Consider the following 19,891-nt stretch of genomic DNA (forward strand, 5'->3'; position numbering starts at 1 on the left):
CTTATCCTTTGAAGGCGGTGACTTCGATTTCGATCTTCATCTCCGGCTTGATAAGGCCGGTGACGACGCAACTGGCGGCGGGACGGATCGTGCCGAACACCGGCGCGGTCGCCTGGCCCAGATCGTCCCAATAAACAGGGTCGGTGATATAATAAGTAACGCGCACGACATCGGCGAACGAGAAGCCCGCATCGTCCAGCGCCTTGCCGATGACCTTGAGCGCATTGGCGGCCTGATCGACCACGCTGTCGGGCATCGTCTTGGTTTCGGGGTCCGTGCCGGTGGTTCCGGCGACGAAGCACCAGTCGCCCTGGACGACGGCGCGCGAATAGCCGACCTGCGCCTCGAAGGGCGAGCCGGACGAGATGAGCTGGCGAGGCATGGGGATTCCTGTTGCAGTGCGAAAAGGATCGCCTGGGCCTTTGGCCTTTTGCCCTCGCTCTGTCCAGTGGTTTCCGGGGAACGCGCTGCGATGCCGACCGTTGAAGAGCGATCAATCCCTATAAGGAGACCGGCCATGGACCGCCCTACCCCCGACACGGAAGACAATAGCGAACAGGCCGATGCGGGCACGCAGGCGCAGGACGTCGCCGCCGACGCGCAGGCGCGCGCGACCGATCCGTCGGAAGATAGCGAGCGGGGCGGCGATGCCAATCCGGCGCAGATCATTCCCGACGATGTGCCCGACCTGGTCGAGCGGATGAACGATATGAACCGGTCGGGCCGGATCGACATGGATGCCTATGCGGGGGAGCCGCAGATGGACGATGAGGATGACGCCTTCGGAACGACCGAAGACGACGAGTAAGTCGTCAGGCGGCGGCGCTGCCATCCAGCCCGAAATTGATCATGCCCCGCGCCATATGGCCAAGCGCCTGCGTCATCGAATCGGCAATGGCGGGATCGATATCCTCCTGCGCTGCAATGGCGCAGGTCATCGCCATCGCCCATTGATCCGCCAACGCCGGGGTGATCGGAAAGGCGCGATGCAGCGACATGATGCACGGCCCGCGCTCAAACCAGTCGCGCGGGCCGCCCAGCCAGCCGGTCAGGAAGCGGGTCAGGCCGTGCCGTACCGGACCGAGGTCCGCTGCGTGAACGTTGCGCAGGTCCGCATAGGCTTTGTCCTCTTCCAGCAGATCGTAAAAGCGGGCGACGATGGCGCGAACGGCGGGTTCGCCGCCGATACAGGCATAGGGGCTGGGCGGCGCGGCTGCGTTCATGGGAGATGGCTCCGTTTCGGATAACCCTTTCAGCATGACGTTGGTGTGCGCCCTGTCTTTGATCCCGGTCAAAACGCGCCGGATCGGAGCGAAGATGGTCGCGCTTTAACCTGTCATTTGCTGTTGGGCGCCTACGCTCGCCCGATGGCAAGACAAGCATATGGGCGCGGCAAGCAGCGCAGCGGTGCCATCAGCGGCCCATCTTTCATTTATATCCTATGTCTGGGGCTGCTGCTGGGCTGGTATGGACCGGAGTGGATCGAGCGGGGAACGCTGCCGACGATCCCGGTAACCGGGCAAAGCCAGAGCAGCGATACGCTATCGGCGCAGTTCGGCTTTTGCCATAGCGGCGGCGGGGTCGATTGCGTCGTGGATGGCGACACATTCTGGTTCAAGGGCGCGAAATATCGGATCGCCGACATCGACACACCCGAAACCCATGGGCCGCGCTGCGCCGCCGAGGGCGCATTGGGCGCGCAGGCCACGCAGCGGCTGCAAGTCTTGCTCAATGCCGGTCCCTTCACGCTGGACAGCGTGGATCGCGATGTGGACCGCTATGGCCGGTCGTTGCGGGTCGTGACGCGCGGCGGTAGCTCGATCGGCGGGATGCTGGTGGCCGAAGGGCTGGCGCGGGAATGGGACGGGGCGCGGCGTCCCTGGTGTTGAACGCAGCGCCCCTATTCTCCTGTTAGCGGCAGTTCACGCCGCCACGGTCGATTTCGCGGCCCAGCAGCGCGCCCGCGCCGCCCCCGATCAGGATACCGGCGATGTTGGACTGGCCCCGGTCGATCTGGCCGCCGAGCAATCCGCCCAGCGCCGCGCCGACGATCAGGCCCGTGGTGCCGTCCGAGCGGCGGCAATAATAGCGGTCGTCATAGCCGCGATAAATGCGGGTGCGGCGATCGACGCGGATCGGCTGGTAGCCAGCGCGATAATAGCGATCGGGCCGATAGCTGCGGCCATAGCGCGGGTCGGGGCGGTTCCAGTCATAGCTGTAGACCGGACGGCCAGGGCGGCGATAGGTCACGCGCTGGTCGTTGCGGCGATCCTGACGCCAGTCGCGGCGATCATCCCGACGATCCACCCGGCGGTCCTGGCGATCATCGCGGCGGTCGGCCCGGCGATCCTGACGATTGTCGCGACGGTCATCCTTGCGGTCGGCGCGGCGATCCTGTCGGTCATCACGGCGATCCTCGCGCCGTTCGCGATTGTCGCGGCCCGGCTGCGCAAAGGCGGGGGTGGTAGCCAAGCCAGTCAGCGTCATCGCGCCAAGCGACAGGGCGGCAATGGCCTGTTTGAAGGTGAATGTCATGGGCGGGTCCTTCCCTGGGGTCGTGTCTCTGCTGTTAGAACCCCAGTGGATACAGGATGTTGCATGAACGGAACAAAACAGGGTGTTCATCGTGGGTTTGGTCGATGGGGAATGGCTGCGGTAGCGAGAACAGGTTTATTGCAGGACCATCACGACACCGGCGCGTCGCGTCGCAATCAGGCGGCGACTTTGCGCGCATGGGTCTGATCGCCCCGGCCTGCCAGCAGGCCCGCGATCGAAATATCCTCGTCCAATTCTTCCCAATGCAGGCCTGCACGGCTGAGTTCGACCTGGGCGCGCTGCTCCATCGTCGCATGCAACAGGCGCGGAAACCAGGCGAGCGGCACGCCCAGCGTACGACCATCATCAAGCTCGACCCAGAAACTATCCGCATCGAACCGGACGGCGAGGGGTTCAGGGGAAAAGGTCATTCCAAGCGCTCTCTATCTCTTCGCGTCTAGCCTCTATAACATGGGAAAGTTGCGAAAGCATATGGGCAGGAAAACCGCGGCGTTCAGCTACCACCACTTCAGGCCAAAGCCAAAATTTCGCATTGTCCCGCCCCTTGCGAACGTGGATATGCACCGGCTCACGCGGATCACCTTCGTTAGCGAAAAAGTGGAAGCGATAGCCGTTCCAGTGAAAGACTTTGGGCATTGGTCAATATCCAAGCGACTTCAATGCCTCGACAACCTGTGGGCGCAAAAGCCACTCGAAGTGAGGCGCTTCCAAATGCCGTTCAAGAGCAGCATATAGCTGCGCCTGATCTAAATTGTCAGCATCAGCATCTGGCGCTTTTGCAATTGCGTATGTCCAAATCGGTGTTCCGTTTTCCCTTTCCGGAGGTTCGTAACCGATGTCTTCCGCAACACGCCGGGCTAATTTCCCATAGTGCAGGTTGGCTGCTGACCAATTGTCAAAATTGGCGGCCTTAGCCAGCCGATTAGCGCTTATCATATAATCATCTGCTTGCAGGTGAGCGCGAAGCATTGCCCGGTAACTTTCGGGAAAAAATTGATCAAGCCTCTGAAATGCACCTAAATAAACACGAGAAGGAGGCGCACCATCACTCGACTGTTCGCTTAACTCTTTATCACCAATACGAGCGAGTTCCAATTTTACTTGCGCAATAGCTGCATCTCGATTCAATCCAGATTGCGTAGTCACAACAATGTAACCGCGAAATGCGCGAGCTGTCCAAACGTTTTTCAGCAAAGCCGATTTGATCACATGCTTGCCATAATCTTCAGTGACGACACTATCGGGCATCGTATGATCCCTTAAATTTTAGCAAACAGCAATCTTTACTCCGCCGCGATCCCGGCAGCCTTGAACATGTCCGGGTCGACCTCGTCCGCATTGGCGGGCACGGCGCGGGTCTTGCGGCGGTCGAAGGCGTCCCATACGTCGTTCCATTGGCCGCGCGTCGCGCCCTTTGAATATTCCGTCGCACGGGTTTCGAAGAAATTGGCATGTTCCACGCCGTTGAGCAGCGGGCTCAGCCAAGGGAGCGGATGCTCTTCGATCATGTAGATGGGCTTGAAGCCCAGCTGGCCCAGCCGCCAGTCGGCGATGTAGCGGACATATTTCTTGATGTCCTTCGCCGTCATGCCAGGCACCGGCCCCATTTCGAAGACCAGATCGATGAACGCATCCTCGATCCGCACCGTCTTCTGGCACATGTCCATGATGTCTTCCCTGACCGCCGGGGTCAGGCAGCCGCGTTCGGCGCAGAAGGCGTGGAACAGCTTGATGATGCCCTCGCAATGCAGCGTCTCGTCACGGATCGACCAGGTGACGATCTGGCCCATGCCCTTCATCTTGTTGAAGCGCGGGAAGTTCATCAGCATCGCGAAGGACGCAAAGAGCTGCAGGCCTTCGGTAAAGCCGCCGAACATCGCCAGGGTGCGAGCAATATCCTCGTCGGTATCGACGCCGAATTGCTGCAGATAGTCATGCTTGTCCTTCATCTCCTTATATTGGAGGAAGGCGCTATATTCGCTTTCGGGCATGCCGATCGTGTCGAGCAGATGCGAGTAAGCCGCGATATGGACAGTCTCCATGTTGCTGAACGCGGTCAGCATCATCTTGACTTCCGTGGGCTTGAACACGCGGCCATATTTTTCGTGGTAGCAATCCTGCACTTCCACGTCGGCCTGGGTGAAGAAGCGGAAGATCTGCGTCAGCAGGTTGCGCTCATGATCGGACAGCTTCTGCGCCCAATCGCGGCAATCCTCGCCCAAGGGGACTTCCTCCGGCAGCCAGTGCAGCTGTTGCTGGCGCTTCCAGAAGTCGTAGGCCCAGGGATATTCGAACGGCTTATATTGCTTGGAGGCTTGAAGAAGAGACATGGTGAACCTCAGTTAAATTTGATCGTTTCAACGCCCTCAACAGGGCCAAATAATCCGAATATCATCGCCATCATAATCAGTAGAAACAGAGGCGCAAAAACCATCTGTATTCTTCCAATCATATTTATGTCTTTGACCGACAGTTCAGTACCTTGAATCGGCTGGCCAAAAATCTTGCGCCCTTCAAACGGATTTCTAGTCATCCGCGAGAAACGAACGCCATTGAAGAAAACACAGAGTGAAATAAGCGACACAATAGTAAGAAAAATCCAACCATCAGTCAAAACGACCCTCCTACTCGGTCAAAGTATCACTTTGACCGAAATCACTGACAGGCCAGACACTCGTCATAGTCTGTGCTTTCGATTTCGAACTTGGGCGCATCGATCGTGTTGTCGGCTTCCACGCCGCCCGCAAAACCGGCGCGCTGCACGCTCTTCGACCGCAGATAATAAAGCGATTTGATGCCCAGTTCCCAGGCGCGGAAGTGGAGCATGAGCAGATCCCATTTTTCTACATCGGCCGGGATGAACAGGTTCAGCGACTGCGCTTGGTCGATATAGGGGGTGCGGTCGGCCGCGAGTTCGAGCAGCCAGCGCTGGTCGATCTCGAAGCTGGTCTTGAACGTGTCCTTTTCTTCCTGGCTCAGGAAGTCGAGATGCTGGACGCTGCCGCCATGTTCGAGGATCGAGTTCCAGACATTATTGCTGTCCTTCGCCTTCTCGATCAGCAGCTTTTCGAGATAGGGATTCTTGATCGAGAAGCTGCCCGACAGCGTCTTGTGGGTGTAGATATTAGCCGGGATCGGTTCGATGCACGCGCTGGTGCCGCCACAAATGATGCTGATCGACGCGGTCGGCGCGATCGCCATCTTGCAGCTGAAACGCTCCATCACGCCCTGGTCGGCGGCGTCCGGGCACGGGCCGCGCTCGATGGCGAGCTGCATCGAGGCTTCGTCGACCTGGCCCTTGATGTGCTTGAACATGCGCAGGTTCCACGACTTGGCCATCGCACCCTCGAACGGGATGCCCCGCGCCTGGAGGAAGCTGTGGAAGCCCATGACGCCAAGGCCAACCGAGCGTTCGCGGCTGGCGCTGTACTTGGCGCGCGCCATTTCGGGCGGGGCGCGGTCGATATAGTCCTGCAACACATTGTCGAGGAAGCGCATAATGTCTTCGGCGAAGAGCTTTTCGTCCTTCCACTCGTCCCAGGTTTCCAGATTCATCGACGACAGACAACAGACCGCCGTGCGGTCATTGCCAAGGTGATCGCGCCCGGTCGGCAGGGTGATTTCCGAACAGAGATTGGACGTCGAGACTTTCAGCCCCAGGTCGCGATGATGTTTGGGCATCATGCGGTTCACCGTGTCGTTGAACACGATATAGGGCTCACCGGTCGCCAACCGGGTTTCGACCAGCTTCTGGAACAGCGCGCGTGCGTCGATGGTGGAGCGGATCGACTGGTCCTTGGGGCTGCGCAGATGAAATTCACGGCCGTCGCGCACGGCTTCCATGAATTCGTCGGTCAGAAGGACGCCATGATGCAGGTTGAGCGCCTTGCGGTTGAAGTCGCCGCTGGGCTTGCGGATTTCGAGGAATTCTTCGATTTCCGGGTGCGACACGTCGAGATAGCAGGCGGCCGAACCGCGACGCAGGCTGCCCTGGCTGATCGCCAGCGTCAGGCTGTCCATCACGCGGACGAAGGGAATGATGCCGCTGGTCTTGCCGTTGAGGCCGACCGGCTCGCCGATGCCGCGCACGCTGCCCCAATAGGTGCCGATGCCGCCGCCACGCGAGGCAAGCCAGACATTCTCGTTCCAGGTGTTAACGATGCCTTCCAGGCTGTCGTCCACCGAGTTCAGATAGCAGCTGATCGGCAGGCCGCGCCCGGTGCCGCCATTGGACAGGACCGGGGTGGCGGGCATGAACCAGAGTTTGGAGATATAGTCATAGACACGCTGAGCGTGGTCCTGATTGTCCGAATAGGCCGACGCGACGCGGGCGAACAGATCCTGATAGGATTCGCCGGGCAGCAGATAGCGATCGTTCAGCGTATCCTTGCCGAATTCGGTCAGCAACGCATCGCGCGACGCATCGGTCACGATATCGAAACGACGCTCCACCACGGTCGAGGAGGTCAGGGGTGCCGCCTCCTTGGGCTGCGCCTTGGCCGGAGCCGCCTTATTCGTTGCCGCTACCGCGTCCAACACTTCATCCATCACAGTCGCCACGTCGCCAGTACCACCTTGTCCGCTATCTCGAAAATCCATCTCAGCCCCCGAATGTTCCTGTTCCGTTCGATTCGGTCAAGCCCCGCGCCATCCAGTCGCGCATCAGCCGCAAACCGTTTCGTGCCGGGACCGGAACGAGGCCCGCAAGACCGCGATCGCACGGACAAAATGCCCTTCAAGCGAAACCAGGTTCCGCGACGCAATCACAATCTGTTGGGTGACCCCCGTTAACCCGATACAAGGGATAGTGCCATAGCCCCTTTGGGACGCAAGAGGGTAAATGACCGTTTAGCGACTCCGTTCGTCGCTCGCCCGATTCATTTCATCGCCGCTTTTGCCTGTCGCAACGCCGCGACGCATGGACTTCCCTGCCCCCCGCAAAAGGCAAGGGGGACCGTGGCCCCAAAAAAATATATAGGGGCTTGCCACGCAAATGCGTGCGCGGCCGGAGTCGGGCTTCGCACCTATGTACCTGTCTGCCTACGCTGGACTTGGGAGCGGGGATGCGTATAGCCCCAGCCCAAGCAGGAACCCGCCGTGCAGGGCCGGGCCGCAGATATGGGGACTAGGGTAAGATGACGCTCATCAAAACCGCCGATCTGATCGAGAGCGTGGCCGACGCGCTCCAGTTCATCAGCTATTATCACCCGATGGATTATATCCGCGCGCTCGGCAAAGCCTATGAGGCGGAGCAAAGCCCGGCGGCCAAGGACGCCATCGCCCAGATCCTGACCAACAGCCGCATGTGCGCGGAGGGGCATCGTCCGATCTGCCAGGATACCGGCATCGTCAATGTCTTCGTCAAATGGGGCATGGAATGCCGGTTGGACGATAATAGCCGCTCGATGCAGGATGTGATCGATGAGGGCGTGCGGCGCGCTTATCTGAACCCCGAAAATCGCTTGCGCGCCTCGATCTTGCGCGATCCCGCTTTCTCCCGCCAGAATACCAAGGACAACACGCCCTGCGTCCTGTCGGTCGAGATGGTGCCGGGCAACAAGGTCGTCATCGATGTCGCGGCCAAGGGTGGCGGGTCGGAGAATAAGACCAAGTTCAAGATGATGAACCCCAGCGATTCGATCGTCGACTGGGTGCTGGACATGATCCCGCAAATGGGCGCTGGCTGGTGCCCGCCCGGCATGTTGGGCATCGGCATCGGCGGCACCGCGGAAAAGGCGGTGGCGCTGGCCAAGGAAAGTCTGATGGAGCCTATCGACATGGGCGAACTCAAGGCGCGCGGGCCACAGACCGAGATCGAGAAGATGCGGGTCGAAATTTTCGACAAGGTCAATGCGTTGGGCATCGGTGCGCAGGGTCTGGGTGGCCTCTCCACCATCCTCGACGTCAAGATTTACGACTATCCCTGCCATGCGGCAGGCAAGCCCGTGGCGATGATCCCCAATTGCGCCGCGACCCGCCACGCGCATTTCACGCTCGATGGCTCTGGCCCCGCCTATCTGGAAGCGCCCAAGCTGTCCGAATGGCCCGATGTTAACTGGACGCCCAGCAAGGAAGCGATCCGCGTCGATCTCAACACCTTGACGCCGGAAGTAGTGCAAAGCTGGAAGCATGGCGACCGGCTGCTGCTGAACGGCAAGATGCTGACCGGCCGTGACGCCGCGCATAAGCGGATCAAGGATATGCTGAGCCGGGGCGAACAGCTGCCGGTCGATTTCAAGGGCCGCGTCATCTATTATGTCGGCCCGGTCGATCCGGTCGGCGACGAAGTGGTCGGCCCGGCCGGTCCCACCACCGCCACCCGCATGGACAGCTTCATGGACATGATGCTGGAACAGGGGCTGCTCGGCTGCGTCGGCAAGGCGGAGCGCGGCGTCGCCGCGACCAAAGCCATCGCCAAGCATAAGAGCGCCTATCTGATGGCGGTCGGCGGCGCGGCCTATCTGGTCGCGCGCGCCATCAAGGGCGCGAAGGTCGTCGGCTTCGAGGATCTGGGCATGGAAGCGATCTACGAATTCGATGTGCAGGACATGCCGGTGACCGTCGCGGTGGACAGCGAAGGGCAGAATGTCCACCATCTCGCCCCGCTGGTCTGGCAGGAAAAGATCAAGCGCGAAGGCTTGCTGGAAGGGGTGTGAGCGCGCGCTAACGCTTCCTTCACCATGCTGCGATACCCCCATGGAAATGGGGAATATCGCAGACATCGGAACCGTCGCCAGAGCGGTCATGAAGGTCGCCAAATTGTCGGGCGACCTGGGCATTCGCACGCTCGATTTGCAGGCCGACATCAGCGAACTGGCCGACCGGGTGACGCAGCAGGCGCAGATGATCGAGGCGATCAGCGGTGCCGCCGGGCAATTGTCGCGCGATGGCGACAGCGTGGCGCTGGCCGGGCAGGATGCGCGGGAACAGGCGATCGCGGCGCGCGCCATCATCGACGATTCGGGCCGCCAGCTCTCCGCAGCCAACAGCAATTTCGTCGACCTGATCGACCAGGTCAGCCATATCCATGCGCGGCTCGACGGCTTTGGCGAGGCGCTGCGCACCGTCGCCCATGTCACCAGCATGATCAGCGGGATTGCCAGCCAGACCAACCTTCTAGCGCTCAACGCCACGATCGAGGCGGCGCGGGCGGGCGATGCGGGGCGCGGCTTTGCCGTGGTCGCGGCCGAGGTGAAGAAACTGGCGCAGGAAACCGCCGCCGCCACCCAGACCATCGAACAGTCGATCGCTGCGCTGACCGGCGAGGCGGGCGGGATGCTCGCCAGCATCACCCAGGGCGCGCAGACCGCGCGCACCGCCCAGTCGGACACGCGCAACATCGAAACGCTGGTCGAACGGCTCGCCGCGCTGATGCTCGACCTGTCGAGCAACAGCGAGACGGTGGCGCGGCGGATCGCGTCGATGGTCGGGTCCGCGGGCGAAATCCGCACCGGCATCGCGACGCTGGCCAGCACGTCGAGCGCCAATGCCGACGGGCTGCAACGGCTGTCGGGCCGCGTGTCGACCGCCAGCAGCGACACCAATATGCTGCTGCAATATCTGGCCGAAAGCGGGGTCGATATTCCCGACTCGCCCTATATCCGCTTCAGCCTGGAGTCGGCGCAAAAGGTCGCGGACGCCATAGAGCGGGCGATCGAGCGCGGTGAGGCAAGCGAAGCGGCGATCTTCAGCGACGCTTATGCGCCGATCCCCGGCACCAACCCGCCGCAATATACGCATCCGGTGCAGGCGGTGATCCTGCCCGTCGCCCGCGCGCAGCAGGAACGGGCACGCGGCTTTACCGGGCTGTTCGGCATGACCTTCACCGACCGCAACGCCTATGGCGCAGTGGCCATGCCCGAACGCGCGCAGCCGCAGCGGCCGGGCGACGACGCCTGGAACGCGGAACATGCGCGGCAGGGGCTGATCTTCGACTTTCCCGACACGCGCGAACAGGCGCGGACCACCCAGCCCTTCTGCATCAAAGCCTATCGCCGTCTGACCGCCAGCGGCGAAGTGCTGCTGCTCAAACAGGTGATCGCGTCGATCCATGTGAAGGGGCGGCACTGGGGCATTTTGCAGATGGCCTATCAGGACCAGGGCTAAGCGCGGCCCGGCAAAGCGGCCGGCGCGCCCTTGCCAAATCTGTGAAGTTCACACCGTCGCAGGCCACGCAATCGTAGGCGAACGGACGGGTAGCGTCGATTTCGCAATAGGAGAAATTTTGCGAGGTGCGGGCGCGCGCTTATGGGCGCGCGGGTCGAGGGGGACGGACGGCGAGAAAGAGCGGGGCGAGTGTGGCATGGTTTGGGGGATGTAGGACAGAGGGGTGTTGGCCGGTTGCAGAACGACCGGTTCAGAGCGGATGTACAGAGATATCTGACGTTTGCGTGGGGTCAGATCGGTCTGGATGACCAATGTCAAATAGGCGTTATATATAGCACCCACTTACTCCCAACTGCTGCCGCCCGTTCACCGCCGCCGTCGGTGTGGTGATGATTAGCCGCTCCTATTGGTCCAGACGCAAAGCGTCTGCGACCGACATTTTAGATCGCCATCGGCGCTGAAGGGTTGGCAGGTCTGTAAGCCATCTCGATGCCACACGGTCGTCGAATTGCATAACAGCCAGTTGCAAGCAAAGCGCTTGGCGCGCGGCAAACGCTGTGGCTATAAAGCAGATATGGAAACCGCTGAATTTGGCATAGGTGTATACACCGCACTGGAAGCGGCTCGCATGGTCGGGATGAGCCCCGCCACCCTGCGGCGGTGGCTCCTTGGCTATGCACATGATGGTCGTTCGGAGGACGCCCTATGGCGTCCCCAATATGCGCATGACGAGGACGGCGTTCTACTTGGATTTCGCGATCTCATTGAAGCGAGAATCGTTAACGCACTGCGCGAGAAGCGCATCGGCCTCCCTACGATCAGGAAGTGCATTGAACGCGCCCGAGAGATTGTGGGCGATGAGCGCCCATTTTCGACGCAACAGTTCAAGACCGATGGAAAGACAATCTTTCTCGAAATCACCCGTAACCTCGACGAGCCAGTTTTCATCGACCTGCGCAAGAGCCAAGGTGTTTTCAAAAGGGTAGTCGAGCCAAGCCTACAGGATTTGGATTTTGGTCCGACTGGTGCAGAGCGCTGGTGGTTGCTGCATGGCAAGAAGACTGTCGTGGCAGATCCCACCCGTTCATTCGGCCAACCGATCTTAGCCGACTATGGGATCTCCACTGCGCGAATTGTTGAGATTGTGGAGGCAGAAGGTTCGGTGGATCGGGCAGCGAAGGTCTACGAGATCAAACCACGCGTAATCCGTGATGCCATTGCCTACGAGGTCAGCATCGGCAATCGCAAAGCAGCGTGAAGCTCCTAGTCGATAACAACCTGCCTCCACGCCTTGCCCGAGGGCTCGGCGCGTTCTTTGATGACGAGCATGTCGTCATCCACATCAAGGACAAGTTTGGAAGAGGTAACCTCTCTGACGAAGATTGGATCAAGATGCTCGGGCAGGAAGGGCGCTGGTGCGTTCTGACTGGAGATCGCAACATTGCAAAGAAGCGTCCGTCTCGGCAGTTGTTCTTAGCCTCCGGCCTGATCGGCTTCTTCCCATCACCATCGGTTGCCAAATGGCCAACGGAGCGTATCGCAGCACGACTGCTGACGCTGTGGCCATCCCTCGTCAACCTATCGGAATCGGTAAGCTCAGGCTGCTATGAGATCAGCGCGACAGGGGATCGATTGCGCGGGTTCTGACGTCCAACGCGCGAGTGTCCGCTTCTAAACGCAGAGAAATTGCAGGCGAACGGCGACAACTGCCGCATATCGGTCGAGCAGTTGCCTCCTTCCATCATGGTAGCTTCTCCACTCTCCTCCTCTATGGGTGCCATGATGACCAAGATGTGGAGTAAATCATGAGCGAGCCGTCGATAGCGTGGGATGGGGCGGTGGTGCGGCACTGGTTGGCGCGGCGGTGCGATGCGGCGCGGCTGGATCAGGCGGCGGCGGATCGGCGCGGTTATGAATCGCGCGATGAGTATGACAAGGCCGCTGCCGAGGAATGGGTGTGCCGTGCCCTGCAATTGCCCGATTGCATCGAGACGCAGGCGCTGTTCGCCCAGCGCCTCAAGGATCTGATCCGCCAGGAAGACTATGCGGCGACGGGCGTTTATGACGATGGGCGGTTCGAGCGGCATGTCCGCAGCCAGCTGCGCAAGATCGCCAAGATGGCCAAGGCGAATGAGGGGTTCGACAAGAAGCTGCATTATCAGTGAGGCGGTATCGGTGAGGCGATGGCGGTTGGCGGCCGAACGAAGGTCCGTTCCGGGCTTGGTTGACACCACGCCGACTGGCCGACGCTCGCCGCCATGCAGCCTAACGCACCGATCGCGCGTTCACCCGCCATGGACGACACGATCGAAACCCTGTTACGCAAGATGGCGGCGGCTGCCGAAGCGCTCGATTTCGAGGAAGCGAAGCGGTGCCGCGACGCGATCAGCCTGATGCGCGGGGGCGCCAGCGCGGCGGAGGCGAAGGCGGCCGACCTGTCCGGGGTGGAGCGGTCCCGACCCGGCGCAATGGGCCTTGGCACCAGCCAGCAACGCATGACCCCGCCGCCGGGCTGGACCCCGCCGACGAAGCCCGATCCGATGACGGCGGCGCGGGGGAAGCGGGGGAAGCGGGGGAGGTCGTGAGCGACGCTGCCCGATGGACATAGGCGCCCCGAACACCTACAGTAGCGTAAGGTATTACCTTTCACTATGGAGGCCCATGCGATGACCGTCGCCACATCGATCAAGCTCGACGACGCGCTGAAAGGGCGTGTGCGGCAATTGGCCGAGGCGCGGCGGCGGAGCGCGCACTGGATCATGCGCGAGGCTATCACCCAATATGTCGAGCGCGAGGAACAGCGCGAGGCCTTGCGGCAGGATACGCTCAAGGCGTGGGAGGAATTTCAGGCGACCGGGCTGCATGCGACGGCCGAGGAGGTCGATCGATGGCTGGCAAGCTGGGGCACGGAGCATGAATTGCCTGCGCCTCCCTATAAACCGCTCCCCCTTTGAGGGGGAGGTTGGGTGGGGGTGTGCCGCCGCCGGCGTGGACGCTCGGCTTTGCCTCGCTCCCCCTCCCCCGGCCCCTCCCCGCCGGGGAGGGGAGATTAAGAGGCGCGGATAATCTTATAGGGTGCCCATCATCACCCCCACACCCCCCTTGCTCCCCCGCCCCCGTCCGCTATGGCGCTCCGCATGGGTCGCCTTATCCGCATCGTCAGGGGCTTGGGGGTCGCGCTGTTGTTCGCGGTGGTGGCGTTGTGCCTCGCGATCACCATCGTTCCGCCTTTCCTCGACCGCATCTATTATGACGGGCCGGTCAGCCGCCATTATGATGGCGCGCATTTCTTCAATCCCGATGGCGCGATCGAACCGCCAGCGCCGCCCGGCACCAGCCGGACGGGCTTCCTGCTGCGCTGGCTGCTGGGCGATGACGATCGGCCGGAATGGCCGGTCGGGATTGCGGTCAAGCCCGCCCAGCCCGCACCCTTCGCCGCGCCGCGCGGCATGGTGGCGACCTGGGTCGGGCATGCGAGCGTGCTGGTGCAGGCGGCGGGGCTGAACATATTGACCGATCCGATCTGGTCGGACCATGCCAGCCCCCTGCCCCCCGTCGGCCCCAAGCGGGTGGCGGAGCCGGGCATCCGCTTCGACGATCTGCCCAAGATCGACCTGATCGTCATCAGCCATAATCATTACGACCATCTCGACCTGCCGACGCTCAAGCGCCTGTGGGAACGGGACAAGCCCAAGATCGTCACTAGCCTTGGCAATGACGCGCTGTTGCGCGCGCATGGCATTCCCGCGACCGCGCTCGATTGGGGCCAGTCGGTCAGCGGCGCGGCGCTCAACGGGCTGGCGCCGGGCGCGGTGATCCAGTGCGGCAATTACGAACATTGCCCCGATTATCGCGTGCATGTGACCCGCAACCATCATTGGAGCAGCCGCTGGGGCAGCGACCGCAACCGGGCGCTGTGGTCGAGCTTCGTCATCGCGACGCGGGCGGGCAATATCTTCTTTGCAGGCGACACGGGCGCGGGCGACATGGGCTGGCCGATCGAGGCCGCCCGGATCGGGCCGATTCGGCTGGCGCTGATCCCCATCGGCGCGTTCCGCTTCTGGAAGGGGCAGATGCAGTCGGACGCGCATGTCGGGCCAGTGCAGGCGGTGGAGATGTTCAAGCGGCTGGGCGCCTCGACCGCCATCCCCATTCATTGGGGCACGTTCCGCCTGTCCTACGAACAATGGGACACGCCGCCGCGCATGCTGGAACTGGCGCTGCGCTGCCAGGGGATCGCGCGCAAGCGGTTCGCGCCGCTGCGCATCGGGCAATCGCTCCAGGTGCCCGGCGTCAGTCCGGTCGAGCGCGTCACGCCCACTTGCGACGAACGGGCGATCCGCCGACTGGAGTGAGGCGCGGCCTTTCCATTTGCAAAAGGCGGCCGAAATGGGGAGAGCGGGGGCATGAAATCTCTCCCCCTCCCCGCCATCCTGTTCTTCCTGCCGACGATCGCGCTGGCGCAACCGGCGGCGGGTGACCCGGCCACCATCGTCGTGACCGGCGCGGGGCTGGACCTGCCGCCCGGCACGCCCGCTTATGGATCCGTGGTGATCGACCGCCAACGCCTGCAGGACAGCGCGTCGGGCCGGATCGAAAGCGTGCTGGGCGATGTCGCGGGTTTCCAGCAATTCCGCCGGTCGGACAGCCGATCGGCCAACCCCTCGGCGCAGGGGGCGACGCTGCGCGCGCTGGGCGGCAATGCGTCGAGCCGGACGCTGGTGCTGCTCGACGGCGTGCCGATGGCGGACCCGTTTTTCGGTTATATCCCCTTCAGCGCGCTGGTGCCCGACCGGCTTTCGGTGGTGCGGGTGACGCGCGGCGGCGGCATCGGCGCGTTCGGCGCGGGCGCGGTGGCGGGGACGATCGAACTGGCGAGCGCGACGCGCGACCAGTTGCCCGGCTTTGCCGCCAGCGCCTTCTATGGCAGCCGCGATTCGACCGAACTGTCCGCCAGCGTCACGCCCGACCTTGGCAGCGGCTATGTCTCGCTGTCGGGACGGTGGGACCGGGGCGACGGGTTCCAGACCACGCCCAAAGACCAGCGCGTTGCCGCGACCGTGCCCGCCGCCTATGATGGCTGGTCCACCAATTTGCGCGCGGTCGCGCCGATCTCCGCCACGTCGGAGGTGCAATTTCGCGCGACCCTGTTCGAGGATCAGCGGACGCTGCGCTTCGCCGGAGCCGACAATAGCAGCCAGGGGCAGGACGCCAGCATCCGCTATATCGATCGCGGCCGGTGGCAGGTCGATGCGCTCGCCTATGTGCAGGTGCGCAATTTCTCGAACATCGTCATCTCCTCCTCCACCTTCCGCCGGACGTTGGATCAGCGCAACACGCCCTCGACCGGGATCGGCGGCAAGATCGAGCTGCGCCCGCCGGTGGGGGAAGCGCATGTGCTGCGCGTGGGCGTCGACAGCCGCTTTGCGAGCGGCGACATGTTCGAGGACGCCTATAATGCCAATAGCGCCAGCAATCCCGCCACCTTCCGCCGCCATGCCGGGGGGCAGCAATGGACGCGCGGGGTTTTCGTGGAGGATGACTGGACGCCCGCCGGGCCGGACGGGCGGCTGGTGCTAACCGGCGGCGTGCGCGCCGATCGCTGGTCGATCAGCGACGGCTTCTACCGGCAGGTCAGCGCAACCAGCGGCGTCGGCACGTCGAGCGACTATGCCGACCGGTCGGACTGGGAAGTGTCGGGCCGGGCGGGCGCGCTCTATCGGGCGAGCGACGCGATCGCCCTGCGCGGCGCGGCCTATAGCGGCTTCCGCCTGCCGACGCTCAACGAACTCTATCGCCCCTTCGTGGTGTTTCCGATCACGACGCAGGCCAATGACGCGCTGACGCCGGAAAAGCTGAAAGGCGCGGAAGTCGGCATCGATCTGACCCCGGCACCGGGCATCAGCCTGTCGGCGACCGGCTTCATCAACCGGCTGGACGATGCGGTCGCCAATGTGACGCTGACCGCCACCACGCGCCAACGCCGCAATATCGACCGGATCGTCGCCAAGGGGGTAGAACTGACGGCGGACGCGACGGCCGGCGCCATGCGCCTGTCCGCCTCCTATGCCTATAGCCGCAGCCGCGTCCATGCGCCGGGCGAAGCGTTCGATGGCCTCACCCCGGCGCAAAGCCCGCGCCATGCCGCCAGCGCCACCATCGCCTACAGCCCGGCGCAGGGACCGACGCTGTCGACCACGCTGCGCTATGTCGCGAAACAATATGAGGATGATCTGCAAAGCGACGTCCTGCCGCACGCGATCACCGTCGATGCCATCGCGCGGCTGCCGTTGGCGGGCGGCGTGACGTTGGTGGCGCGGGGCGAAAATCTGTTGGATGAGACGATCGTGACGCGCAATGCGGGCGGATCGATGGATCTGGGCACGCCGCGCACGCTCTGGATCGGCGTCAGCTTCAGCGGTTAGAGACGGATCAGAGCGGAGGACGGGCCTTATGGCGATCGCCTATCTGAACGGCACCTTCCTGCCACTGGACGAGGCGCGTATTTCACCGCTCGATCGCGGCTTCCTCTTCGCCGATGGCGTCTATGAGGTCGCGGCGGTGATCGACGGGCGGCTGATCGACAGCGCCAGCCATCTCGCGCGACTGGAGCGGTCGGCGGACGCGCTCGGCATTCGCCTGCCCGTGTCGCTTTCGCAAATCGAGGCGGTGCAGCGGGAACTGGTCGCACGCAACGGGGTGACCGAGGGGCTGGTCTACCTCCAGCTCACGCGCGGGGCGGAGGCGGGTCGCGATTTCCTGGCCGCGCCCGATATCGAACCCACGCTCTTCCTGTTCGTCGCGGAAAAGCCGGTGCTCGACGTGCCCGCCGTGCGCACGGGCATCGCCGTCGCAACCATGGCCGACCTGCGCTGGGCGCGGCGGGACATCAAAAGCGTCGGGCTGCTCGCCCAGGTCATGGCGAAACAGGCCGCGCGCGACGCGGGCGCGCAGGAGGCGTGGATGGTCGAGGATGGCTTCGTGACCGAAGGCGCATCCTCGACTGCCTTCATCGTCACTGACGAAGGCATCGTCACCCGACCCTATAGCCAGGCGGTGCTGGCGGGCTGCACCGGCGCGGCGCTGACCGCACTGGCGGAAGAAAGCGGCATCGCAGTCGTGCATCGGCCCTTCACCGTGGCGGAAGCGCTCGCCGCGCGGGAAGCCTTCATCGCCAGCGCCTCGACCCTCTGCCAATCAGTGGTGCGAATCGACGGGCAGAGGATCGGCGACGGCACCCCCGGCCCGGTCGCGATGCGGCTGCGCGCGCTCTACATCGCCTTCGCGCGCGCCATCTGACAAATGACTCCATAATGGAGGGATGGGGCGACTCCCACTCTCCTCCCGCCAGATCGGCGCGAAGATGGTGGAAAAACACCCGTACAGAGCCAGCATCCCACCCCTTTGCACCAGATTATCGTCACTATGGCGACAGATGCGGCTGCTTTGATCCGTTCTTGCTTTATTCCCAGGAACGAAGCTAGAACGGGGCGGGGCAATAATGGAAGATTTTTCCTACAGCATGGGCAGGGCGGATCATTTGCGGCGCGATCATCGGTCAGGATTGCTCGTCGTCGCCGACCGAATCGATGCGGCGGACCTGACGCCGGTGGCCGATGCCGCCGGGTTGCGGTTGCTCGGCGTTGCGCCGCTCGCCGACGCTCCGGCCCGGCTGGATGGCCAGTTGCAATGCGACGTGCTGCTGCTCTTCTGCCCCGCATCGACCCCCGCGCTGGAATCGCTGCTGGCGCAAGTGGAGGCACAGGCGGTCCGACAGGGGATGGCCGTCATCCTGGTCGCGGGATGGGAGACGATCGACCTGGCCTATGCAACGGCCCAAGGATCGCACACCCAATTATTGTGCGACCCCGACCATAGCGACCTGGCCGCGGCCCTGGTGACGGCAGGCGAAGAACGCCCCGCTCCCGGTCAGGTCCATGACCGGGATGGCGACAGCAGTCGGCTCGAACAGTTAAGCGCGGAGGTCAGCCGCCTCGCCCGCACGCTCGACGCGCTGACGCAGCGGTCGCACTTTGCCGCACCCTCCTTCGACCCCGGCCCGCGCATCGCCGACCGGCCGAGCGACTATATAGGCATGCCCGCGCTCGCGCCGATGAGCGCCGCCGCGCCCCATAGCTATGCGCAGACGCCGACGCTCAGCGCGACGCAGGTGCGCGACTTGCTGCGTGCGCGCCGCATCCGCGCCGACTTCCTACCCGGCGACCTGTTCGCCGACCCGGCCTGGGACATGCTGCTCGACCTGCTCGCCGCCCGGCTGGAGCAGGAGCGCGTCTCCGTCTCCAGCCTGTGCATCGCCGCTGCCGTGCCGCCGACCACGGCGCTACGCTGGATTCGCACCCTGACCGCCAAGGGCTTGGTCGAGCGGCAGGCCGACCCGCAGGACGGCCGCCGCATCTTCATCGCCCTGGCGCAGGACGCCGCCGACGCCATGATCCGCTGGTTCGGGGCCAGCCGCCGCCTGCTGGCGAGTTGACGCGCCTGTCGTGACGGCCCGGCTTGACGGCACCGCTTTTTCGCCTAGATAGGCGGTTCTCCGCAAAGGGGGCGATTAGCTCAGTTGGTAGAGCGTCTCGTTTACACCGAGAATGTCGGCGGTTCGAGCCCGTCATCGCCCACCAGTTTTGCCGAACAGAAACCGTCCGGCGGACGGTTTCCGGCAAAACGCCGAGCACCTATGCTGCGAGGCCACCATCAATCCGACCGCCTGCGTAACGTTCATCGTGCAGCAAGCCTGGATGCGGCATCTTGTTCCCATGCCCAACCCCATCTTCCTCGGCAGCACCCTCGCGCCTGCCCTGCTGATGCTGTCGCCGCTCGCGGTGATCGCGGCCAAGGATTGCACCGACTGGCAACCCGCTGCCAAGGCCCGGAAAGGCGATGCCTCGCTCCCATGCAAGGCACCACCGCTACCTTTGATGTAGCGGCATATTGCGGCGCAGCGTCCGCACTGCTAATTCCCCCAGCCATGATCCAGCCGCCAGAAATCCTCCGAGTCTCCAAAACCCGCGTTTCCTGTGACGGATCAGGCGACATTCCCGCCGCGCTCGGCCATCCGCGCATCTTTCTGGAGATTGACGAACATGGCTATGTCGATTGCGGCTATTGCGACCGGCGCTTCGTGCTGATGGGCGGCGTGGCCGACACGGCGGACATTGGCGACAAGCCCGACATCGCATCCGGGGCCAGCCTCTAACTTTTCCGTTGGGCT

The 19,891-nt window shown here is 63.1% G+C and carries 24 protein-coding genes and 1 tRNA gene; 16 read left to right on the forward strand and 9 right to left on the reverse strand.

Annotation, left to right across the window (positions count from 1 at the left end; all coding sequences use genetic code 11):
- Position 1: 1 nt before the first annotated feature.
- Entirely contained in the window at positions 2-382 is a 381-nt protein-coding gene (locus SxD43FB_RS02705) for a RidA family protein (RefSeq protein WP_096060867.1), read from the reverse strand.
- Positions 383-517: 135 nt separating this feature from the next.
- Here SxD43FB_RS02705 and SxD43FB_RS02710 point away from each other — a divergent pair, with 135 nt between their 5' ends.
- Positions 518-808, forward strand: a complete 291-nt coding sequence (locus SxD43FB_RS02710) for a hypothetical protein (protein WP_069065905.1) — start codon at positions 518-520, stop codon at positions 806-808.
- A gap of 4 nt (positions 809-812) precedes the next feature.
- Here the strand turns inward: SxD43FB_RS02710 and SxD43FB_RS02715 are convergent, their stop codons facing one another.
- Entirely contained in the window at positions 813-1,223 is a 411-nt protein-coding gene (locus SxD43FB_RS02715; protein WP_096060868.1) for a group II truncated hemoglobin, read from the reverse strand.
- Between the two features lie 144 nt (positions 1,224-1,367).
- Between SxD43FB_RS02715 and SxD43FB_RS02720 the strand changes: the two genes are divergently transcribed.
- Positions 1,368-1,889, forward strand: coding sequence for a thermonuclease family protein (locus tag SxD43FB_RS02720; protein WP_096060869.1), 522 nt, complete (start codon positions 1,368-1,370; stop codon positions 1,887-1,889).
- Positions 1,890-1,911: 22 nt separating this feature from the next.
- On the opposite strand, the gene SxD43FB_RS02725 is transcribed toward SxD43FB_RS02720, so the two are convergent.
- The 7 genes from SxD43FB_RS02725 to SxD43FB_RS02750 all read right to left on the reverse strand — a co-directional run bounded on the left by SxD43FB_RS02725 (position 1,912) and on the right by SxD43FB_RS02750 (position 7,104).
- Positions 1,912-2,535: a glycine zipper 2TM domain-containing protein gene (locus SxD43FB_RS02725; RefSeq protein ID WP_096060870.1), complete on the reverse strand. Its 624-nt coding sequence runs from the start codon at positions 2,533-2,535 to the stop codon at positions 1,912-1,914.
- Positions 2,536-2,711: 176 nt separating this feature from the next.
- Positions 2,712-2,966: a DUF2442 domain-containing protein gene (locus tag SxD43FB_RS02730; RefSeq protein ID WP_043150980.1), complete on the reverse strand. Its 255-nt coding sequence runs from the start codon at positions 2,964-2,966 to the stop codon at positions 2,712-2,714.
- Positions 2,950-3,192, reverse strand: coding sequence for a DUF4160 domain-containing protein (locus SxD43FB_RS02735; RefSeq protein WP_096060871.1), 243 nt, complete (start codon positions 3,190-3,192; stop codon positions 2,950-2,952). The genes SxD43FB_RS02730 and SxD43FB_RS02735 overlap by 17 nt, the downstream gene beginning before the upstream one ends.
- 3 nt (positions 3,193-3,195) lie before the next feature.
- On the reverse strand, positions 3,196-3,804 hold the full coding sequence (locus SxD43FB_RS24605; RefSeq protein WP_141249446.1) for a hypothetical protein: 609 nt from the start codon (positions 3,802-3,804) through the stop codon (positions 3,196-3,198).
- Positions 3,805-3,839: 35 nt separating this feature from the next.
- Positions 3,840-4,886 (reverse strand): ribonucleotide-diphosphate reductase subunit beta, encoded by a 1,047-nt coding sequence (locus tag SxD43FB_RS02740; protein WP_037473212.1) that lies wholly within the window; start codon positions 4,884-4,886, stop codon positions 3,840-3,842.
- Between the two features lie 8 nt (positions 4,887-4,894).
- Positions 4,895-5,170, reverse strand: coding sequence for a hypothetical protein (locus tag SxD43FB_RS02745; protein WP_141249447.1), 276 nt, complete (start codon positions 5,168-5,170; stop codon positions 4,895-4,897).
- A gap of 41 nt (positions 5,171-5,211) precedes the next feature.
- Complete coding sequence (locus SxD43FB_RS02750) at positions 5,212-7,104, reverse strand: ribonucleoside-diphosphate reductase subunit alpha (RefSeq protein ID WP_037477715.1); 1,893 nt, start codon at positions 7,102-7,104, stop codon at positions 5,212-5,214.
- 587 nt (positions 7,105-7,691) lie between these two features.
- On the opposite strand from SxD43FB_RS02750, the gene SxD43FB_RS02755 reads away from it, so the two are divergent.
- The 14 genes from SxD43FB_RS02755 to SxD43FB_RS02820 all read left to right on the forward strand — a co-directional run bounded on the left by SxD43FB_RS02755 (position 7,692) and on the right by SxD43FB_RS02820 (position 19,876).
- The gene (locus SxD43FB_RS02755) at positions 7,692-9,212 is read left to right on the forward strand and encodes a fumarate hydratase (RefSeq protein WP_096060872.1); all 1,521 of its coding nucleotides are present in this window, start codon (positions 7,692-7,694) and stop codon (positions 9,210-9,212) included.
- A gap of 88 nt (positions 9,213-9,300) precedes the next feature.
- Positions 9,301-10,662: a methyl-accepting chemotaxis protein gene (locus tag SxD43FB_RS02760; protein WP_096061000.1), complete on the forward strand. Its 1,362-nt coding sequence runs from the start codon at positions 9,301-9,303 to the stop codon at positions 10,660-10,662.
- Positions 10,663-11,200: 538 nt separating this feature from the next.
- Complete coding sequence (locus SxD43FB_RS02765; RefSeq protein ID WP_141249448.1) at positions 11,201-11,920, forward strand: DUF433 domain-containing protein; 720 nt, start codon at positions 11,201-11,203, stop codon at positions 11,918-11,920.
- On the forward strand, positions 11,917-12,309 hold the full coding sequence (locus SxD43FB_RS02770; protein WP_096060874.1) for a hypothetical protein: 393 nt from the start codon (positions 11,917-11,919) through the stop codon (positions 12,307-12,309). Before SxD43FB_RS02765 ends, SxD43FB_RS02770 begins: the two co-directional genes overlap by 4 nt.
- A 158-nt stretch (positions 12,310-12,467) precedes the next feature.
- The gene (locus tag SxD43FB_RS02775; RefSeq protein WP_176482657.1) at positions 12,468-12,827 is read left to right on the forward strand and encodes a hypothetical protein; all 360 of its coding nucleotides are present in this window, start codon (positions 12,468-12,470) and stop codon (positions 12,825-12,827) included.
- A 129-nt stretch (positions 12,828-12,956) separates the two neighbouring features.
- Positions 12,957-13,247 carry a UvrB/UvrC motif-containing protein gene (locus tag SxD43FB_RS02780; RefSeq protein ID WP_096060875.1) on the forward strand — a complete coding sequence of 97 codons (291 nt, stop codon included), beginning with the start codon at positions 12,957-12,959 and terminating at the stop codon, positions 13,245-13,247.
- A gap of 81 nt (positions 13,248-13,328) precedes the next feature.
- On the forward strand, positions 13,329-13,616 hold the full coding sequence (locus SxD43FB_RS02785; RefSeq protein ID WP_096061002.1) for a CopG family ribbon-helix-helix protein: 288 nt from the start codon (positions 13,329-13,331) through the stop codon (positions 13,614-13,616).
- Positions 13,617-13,799: 183 nt separating this feature from the next.
- Positions 13,800-15,017, forward strand: a complete 1,218-nt coding sequence (locus SxD43FB_RS02790; protein ID WP_096061003.1) for an MBL fold metallo-hydrolase — start codon at positions 13,800-13,802, stop codon at positions 15,015-15,017.
- A 51-nt stretch (positions 15,018-15,068) separates the two neighbouring features.
- Positions 15,069-17,087 carry a TonB-dependent receptor gene (locus SxD43FB_RS02795; protein WP_096060876.1) on the forward strand — a complete coding sequence of 673 codons (2,019 nt, stop codon included), beginning with the start codon at positions 15,069-15,071 and terminating at the stop codon, positions 17,085-17,087.
- Positions 17,088-17,115: 28 nt separating this feature from the next.
- Positions 17,116-17,961: a D-amino-acid transaminase gene (locus SxD43FB_RS02800; RefSeq protein ID WP_096060877.1), complete on the forward strand. Its 846-nt coding sequence runs from the start codon at positions 17,116-17,118 to the stop codon at positions 17,959-17,961.
- A 202-nt stretch (positions 17,962-18,163) separates the two neighbouring features.
- Complete coding sequence (locus SxD43FB_RS02805; protein ID WP_096060878.1) at positions 18,164-19,156, forward strand: MarR family transcriptional regulator; 993 nt, start codon at positions 18,164-18,166, stop codon at positions 19,154-19,156.
- Positions 19,157-19,225: 69 nt separating this feature from the next.
- A tRNA-Val gene (locus tag SxD43FB_RS02810) sits at positions 19,226-19,301 on the forward strand.
- 117 nt (positions 19,302-19,418) lie between these two features.
- Positions 19,419-19,604 (forward strand): hypothetical protein, encoded by a 186-nt coding sequence (locus tag SxD43FB_RS24610; protein WP_141249449.1) that lies wholly within the window; start codon positions 19,419-19,421, stop codon positions 19,602-19,604.
- 44 nt (positions 19,605-19,648) lie between these two features.
- A complete protein-coding gene (locus SxD43FB_RS02820) occupies positions 19,649-19,876 on the forward strand; it encodes a zinc-finger domain-containing protein (RefSeq protein WP_176482658.1) in 228 nt (75 codons plus the stop codon).
- Positions 19,877-19,891: the final 15 nt, after the last annotated feature.

Origin of the sequence: Sphingobium sp. D43FB (genome assembly GCF_002312805.1) — a bacterium.
Lineage (GTDB): Bacteria > Pseudomonadota > Alphaproteobacteria > Sphingomonadales > Sphingomonadaceae > Sphingobium.

What these genes read in the sequence shown, in the direction of transcription:
- SxD43FB_RS02705 (WP_096060867.1), bottom strand. Translation starts at nt 382, where the DNA reads ATGCCTCGCCAGCTCATCTCGTCCGGCTCGCCCTTCGAGGCGCAGGTC.
- SxD43FB_RS02710 (WP_069065905.1), top strand. Translation starts at nt 518, where the DNA reads ATGGACCGCCCTACCCCCGACACGGAAGACAATAGCGAACAGGCCGAT.
- SxD43FB_RS02715 (WP_096060868.1), bottom strand. Translation starts at nt 1,223, where the DNA reads ATGAACGCAGCCGCGCCGCCCAGCCCCTATGCCTGTATCGGCGGCGAA.
- SxD43FB_RS02720 (WP_096060869.1), top strand. Translation starts at nt 1,368, where the DNA reads ATGGCAAGACAAGCATATGGGCGCGGCAAGCAGCGCAGCGGTGCCATC.
- SxD43FB_RS02725 (WP_096060870.1), bottom strand. Translation starts at nt 2,535, where the DNA reads ATGACATTCACCTTCAAACAGGCCATTGCCGCCCTGTCGCTTGGCGCG.
- SxD43FB_RS02730 (WP_043150980.1), bottom strand. Translation starts at nt 2,966, where the DNA reads ATGACCTTTTCCCCTGAACCCCTCGCCGTCCGGTTCGATGCGGATAGT.
- SxD43FB_RS02735 (WP_096060871.1), bottom strand. Translation starts at nt 3,192, where the DNA reads ATGCCCAAAGTCTTTCACTGGAACGGCTATCGCTTCCACTTTTTCGCT.
- SxD43FB_RS24605 (WP_141249446.1), bottom strand. Translation starts at nt 3,804, where the DNA reads ATGCCCGATAGTGTCGTCACTGAAGATTATGGCAAGCATGTGATCAAA.
- SxD43FB_RS02740 (WP_037473212.1), bottom strand. Translation starts at nt 4,886, where the DNA reads ATGTCTCTTCTTCAAGCCTCCAAGCAATATAAGCCGTTCGAATATCCC.
- SxD43FB_RS02750 (WP_037477715.1), bottom strand. Translation starts at nt 7,104, where the DNA reads ATGGATGAAGTGTTGGACGCGGTAGCGGCAACGAATAAGGCGGCTCCG.
- SxD43FB_RS02755 (WP_096060872.1), top strand. Translation starts at nt 7,692, where the DNA reads ATGACGCTCATCAAAACCGCCGATCTGATCGAGAGCGTGGCCGACGCG.
- SxD43FB_RS02760 (WP_096061000.1), top strand. Translation starts at nt 9,301, where the DNA reads ATGAAGGTCGCCAAATTGTCGGGCGACCTGGGCATTCGCACGCTCGAT.
- SxD43FB_RS02775 (WP_176482657.1), top strand. Translation starts at nt 12,468, where the DNA reads ATGAGCGAGCCGTCGATAGCGTGGGATGGGGCGGTGGTGCGGCACTGG.
- SxD43FB_RS02780 (WP_096060875.1), top strand. Translation starts at nt 12,957, where the DNA reads ATGGACGACACGATCGAAACCCTGTTACGCAAGATGGCGGCGGCTGCC.
- SxD43FB_RS02785 (WP_096061002.1), top strand. Translation starts at nt 13,329, where the DNA reads ATGACCGTCGCCACATCGATCAAGCTCGACGACGCGCTGAAAGGGCGT.
- SxD43FB_RS02790 (WP_096061003.1), top strand. Translation starts at nt 13,800, where the DNA reads ATGGGTCGCCTTATCCGCATCGTCAGGGGCTTGGGGGTCGCGCTGTTG.
- SxD43FB_RS02795 (WP_096060876.1), top strand. Translation starts at nt 15,069, where the DNA reads ATGAAATCTCTCCCCCTCCCCGCCATCCTGTTCTTCCTGCCGACGATC.
- SxD43FB_RS02800 (WP_096060877.1), top strand. Translation starts at nt 17,116, where the DNA reads ATGGCGATCGCCTATCTGAACGGCACCTTCCTGCCACTGGACGAGGCG.
- SxD43FB_RS02805 (WP_096060878.1), top strand. Translation starts at nt 18,164, where the DNA reads ATGGAAGATTTTTCCTACAGCATGGGCAGGGCGGATCATTTGCGGCGC.
- SxD43FB_RS24610 (WP_141249449.1), top strand. Translation starts at nt 19,419, where the DNA reads ATGCGGCATCTTGTTCCCATGCCCAACCCCATCTTCCTCGGCAGCACC.
- SxD43FB_RS02820 (WP_176482658.1), top strand. Translation starts at nt 19,649, where the DNA reads ATGATCCAGCCGCCAGAAATCCTCCGAGTCTCCAAAACCCGCGTTTCC.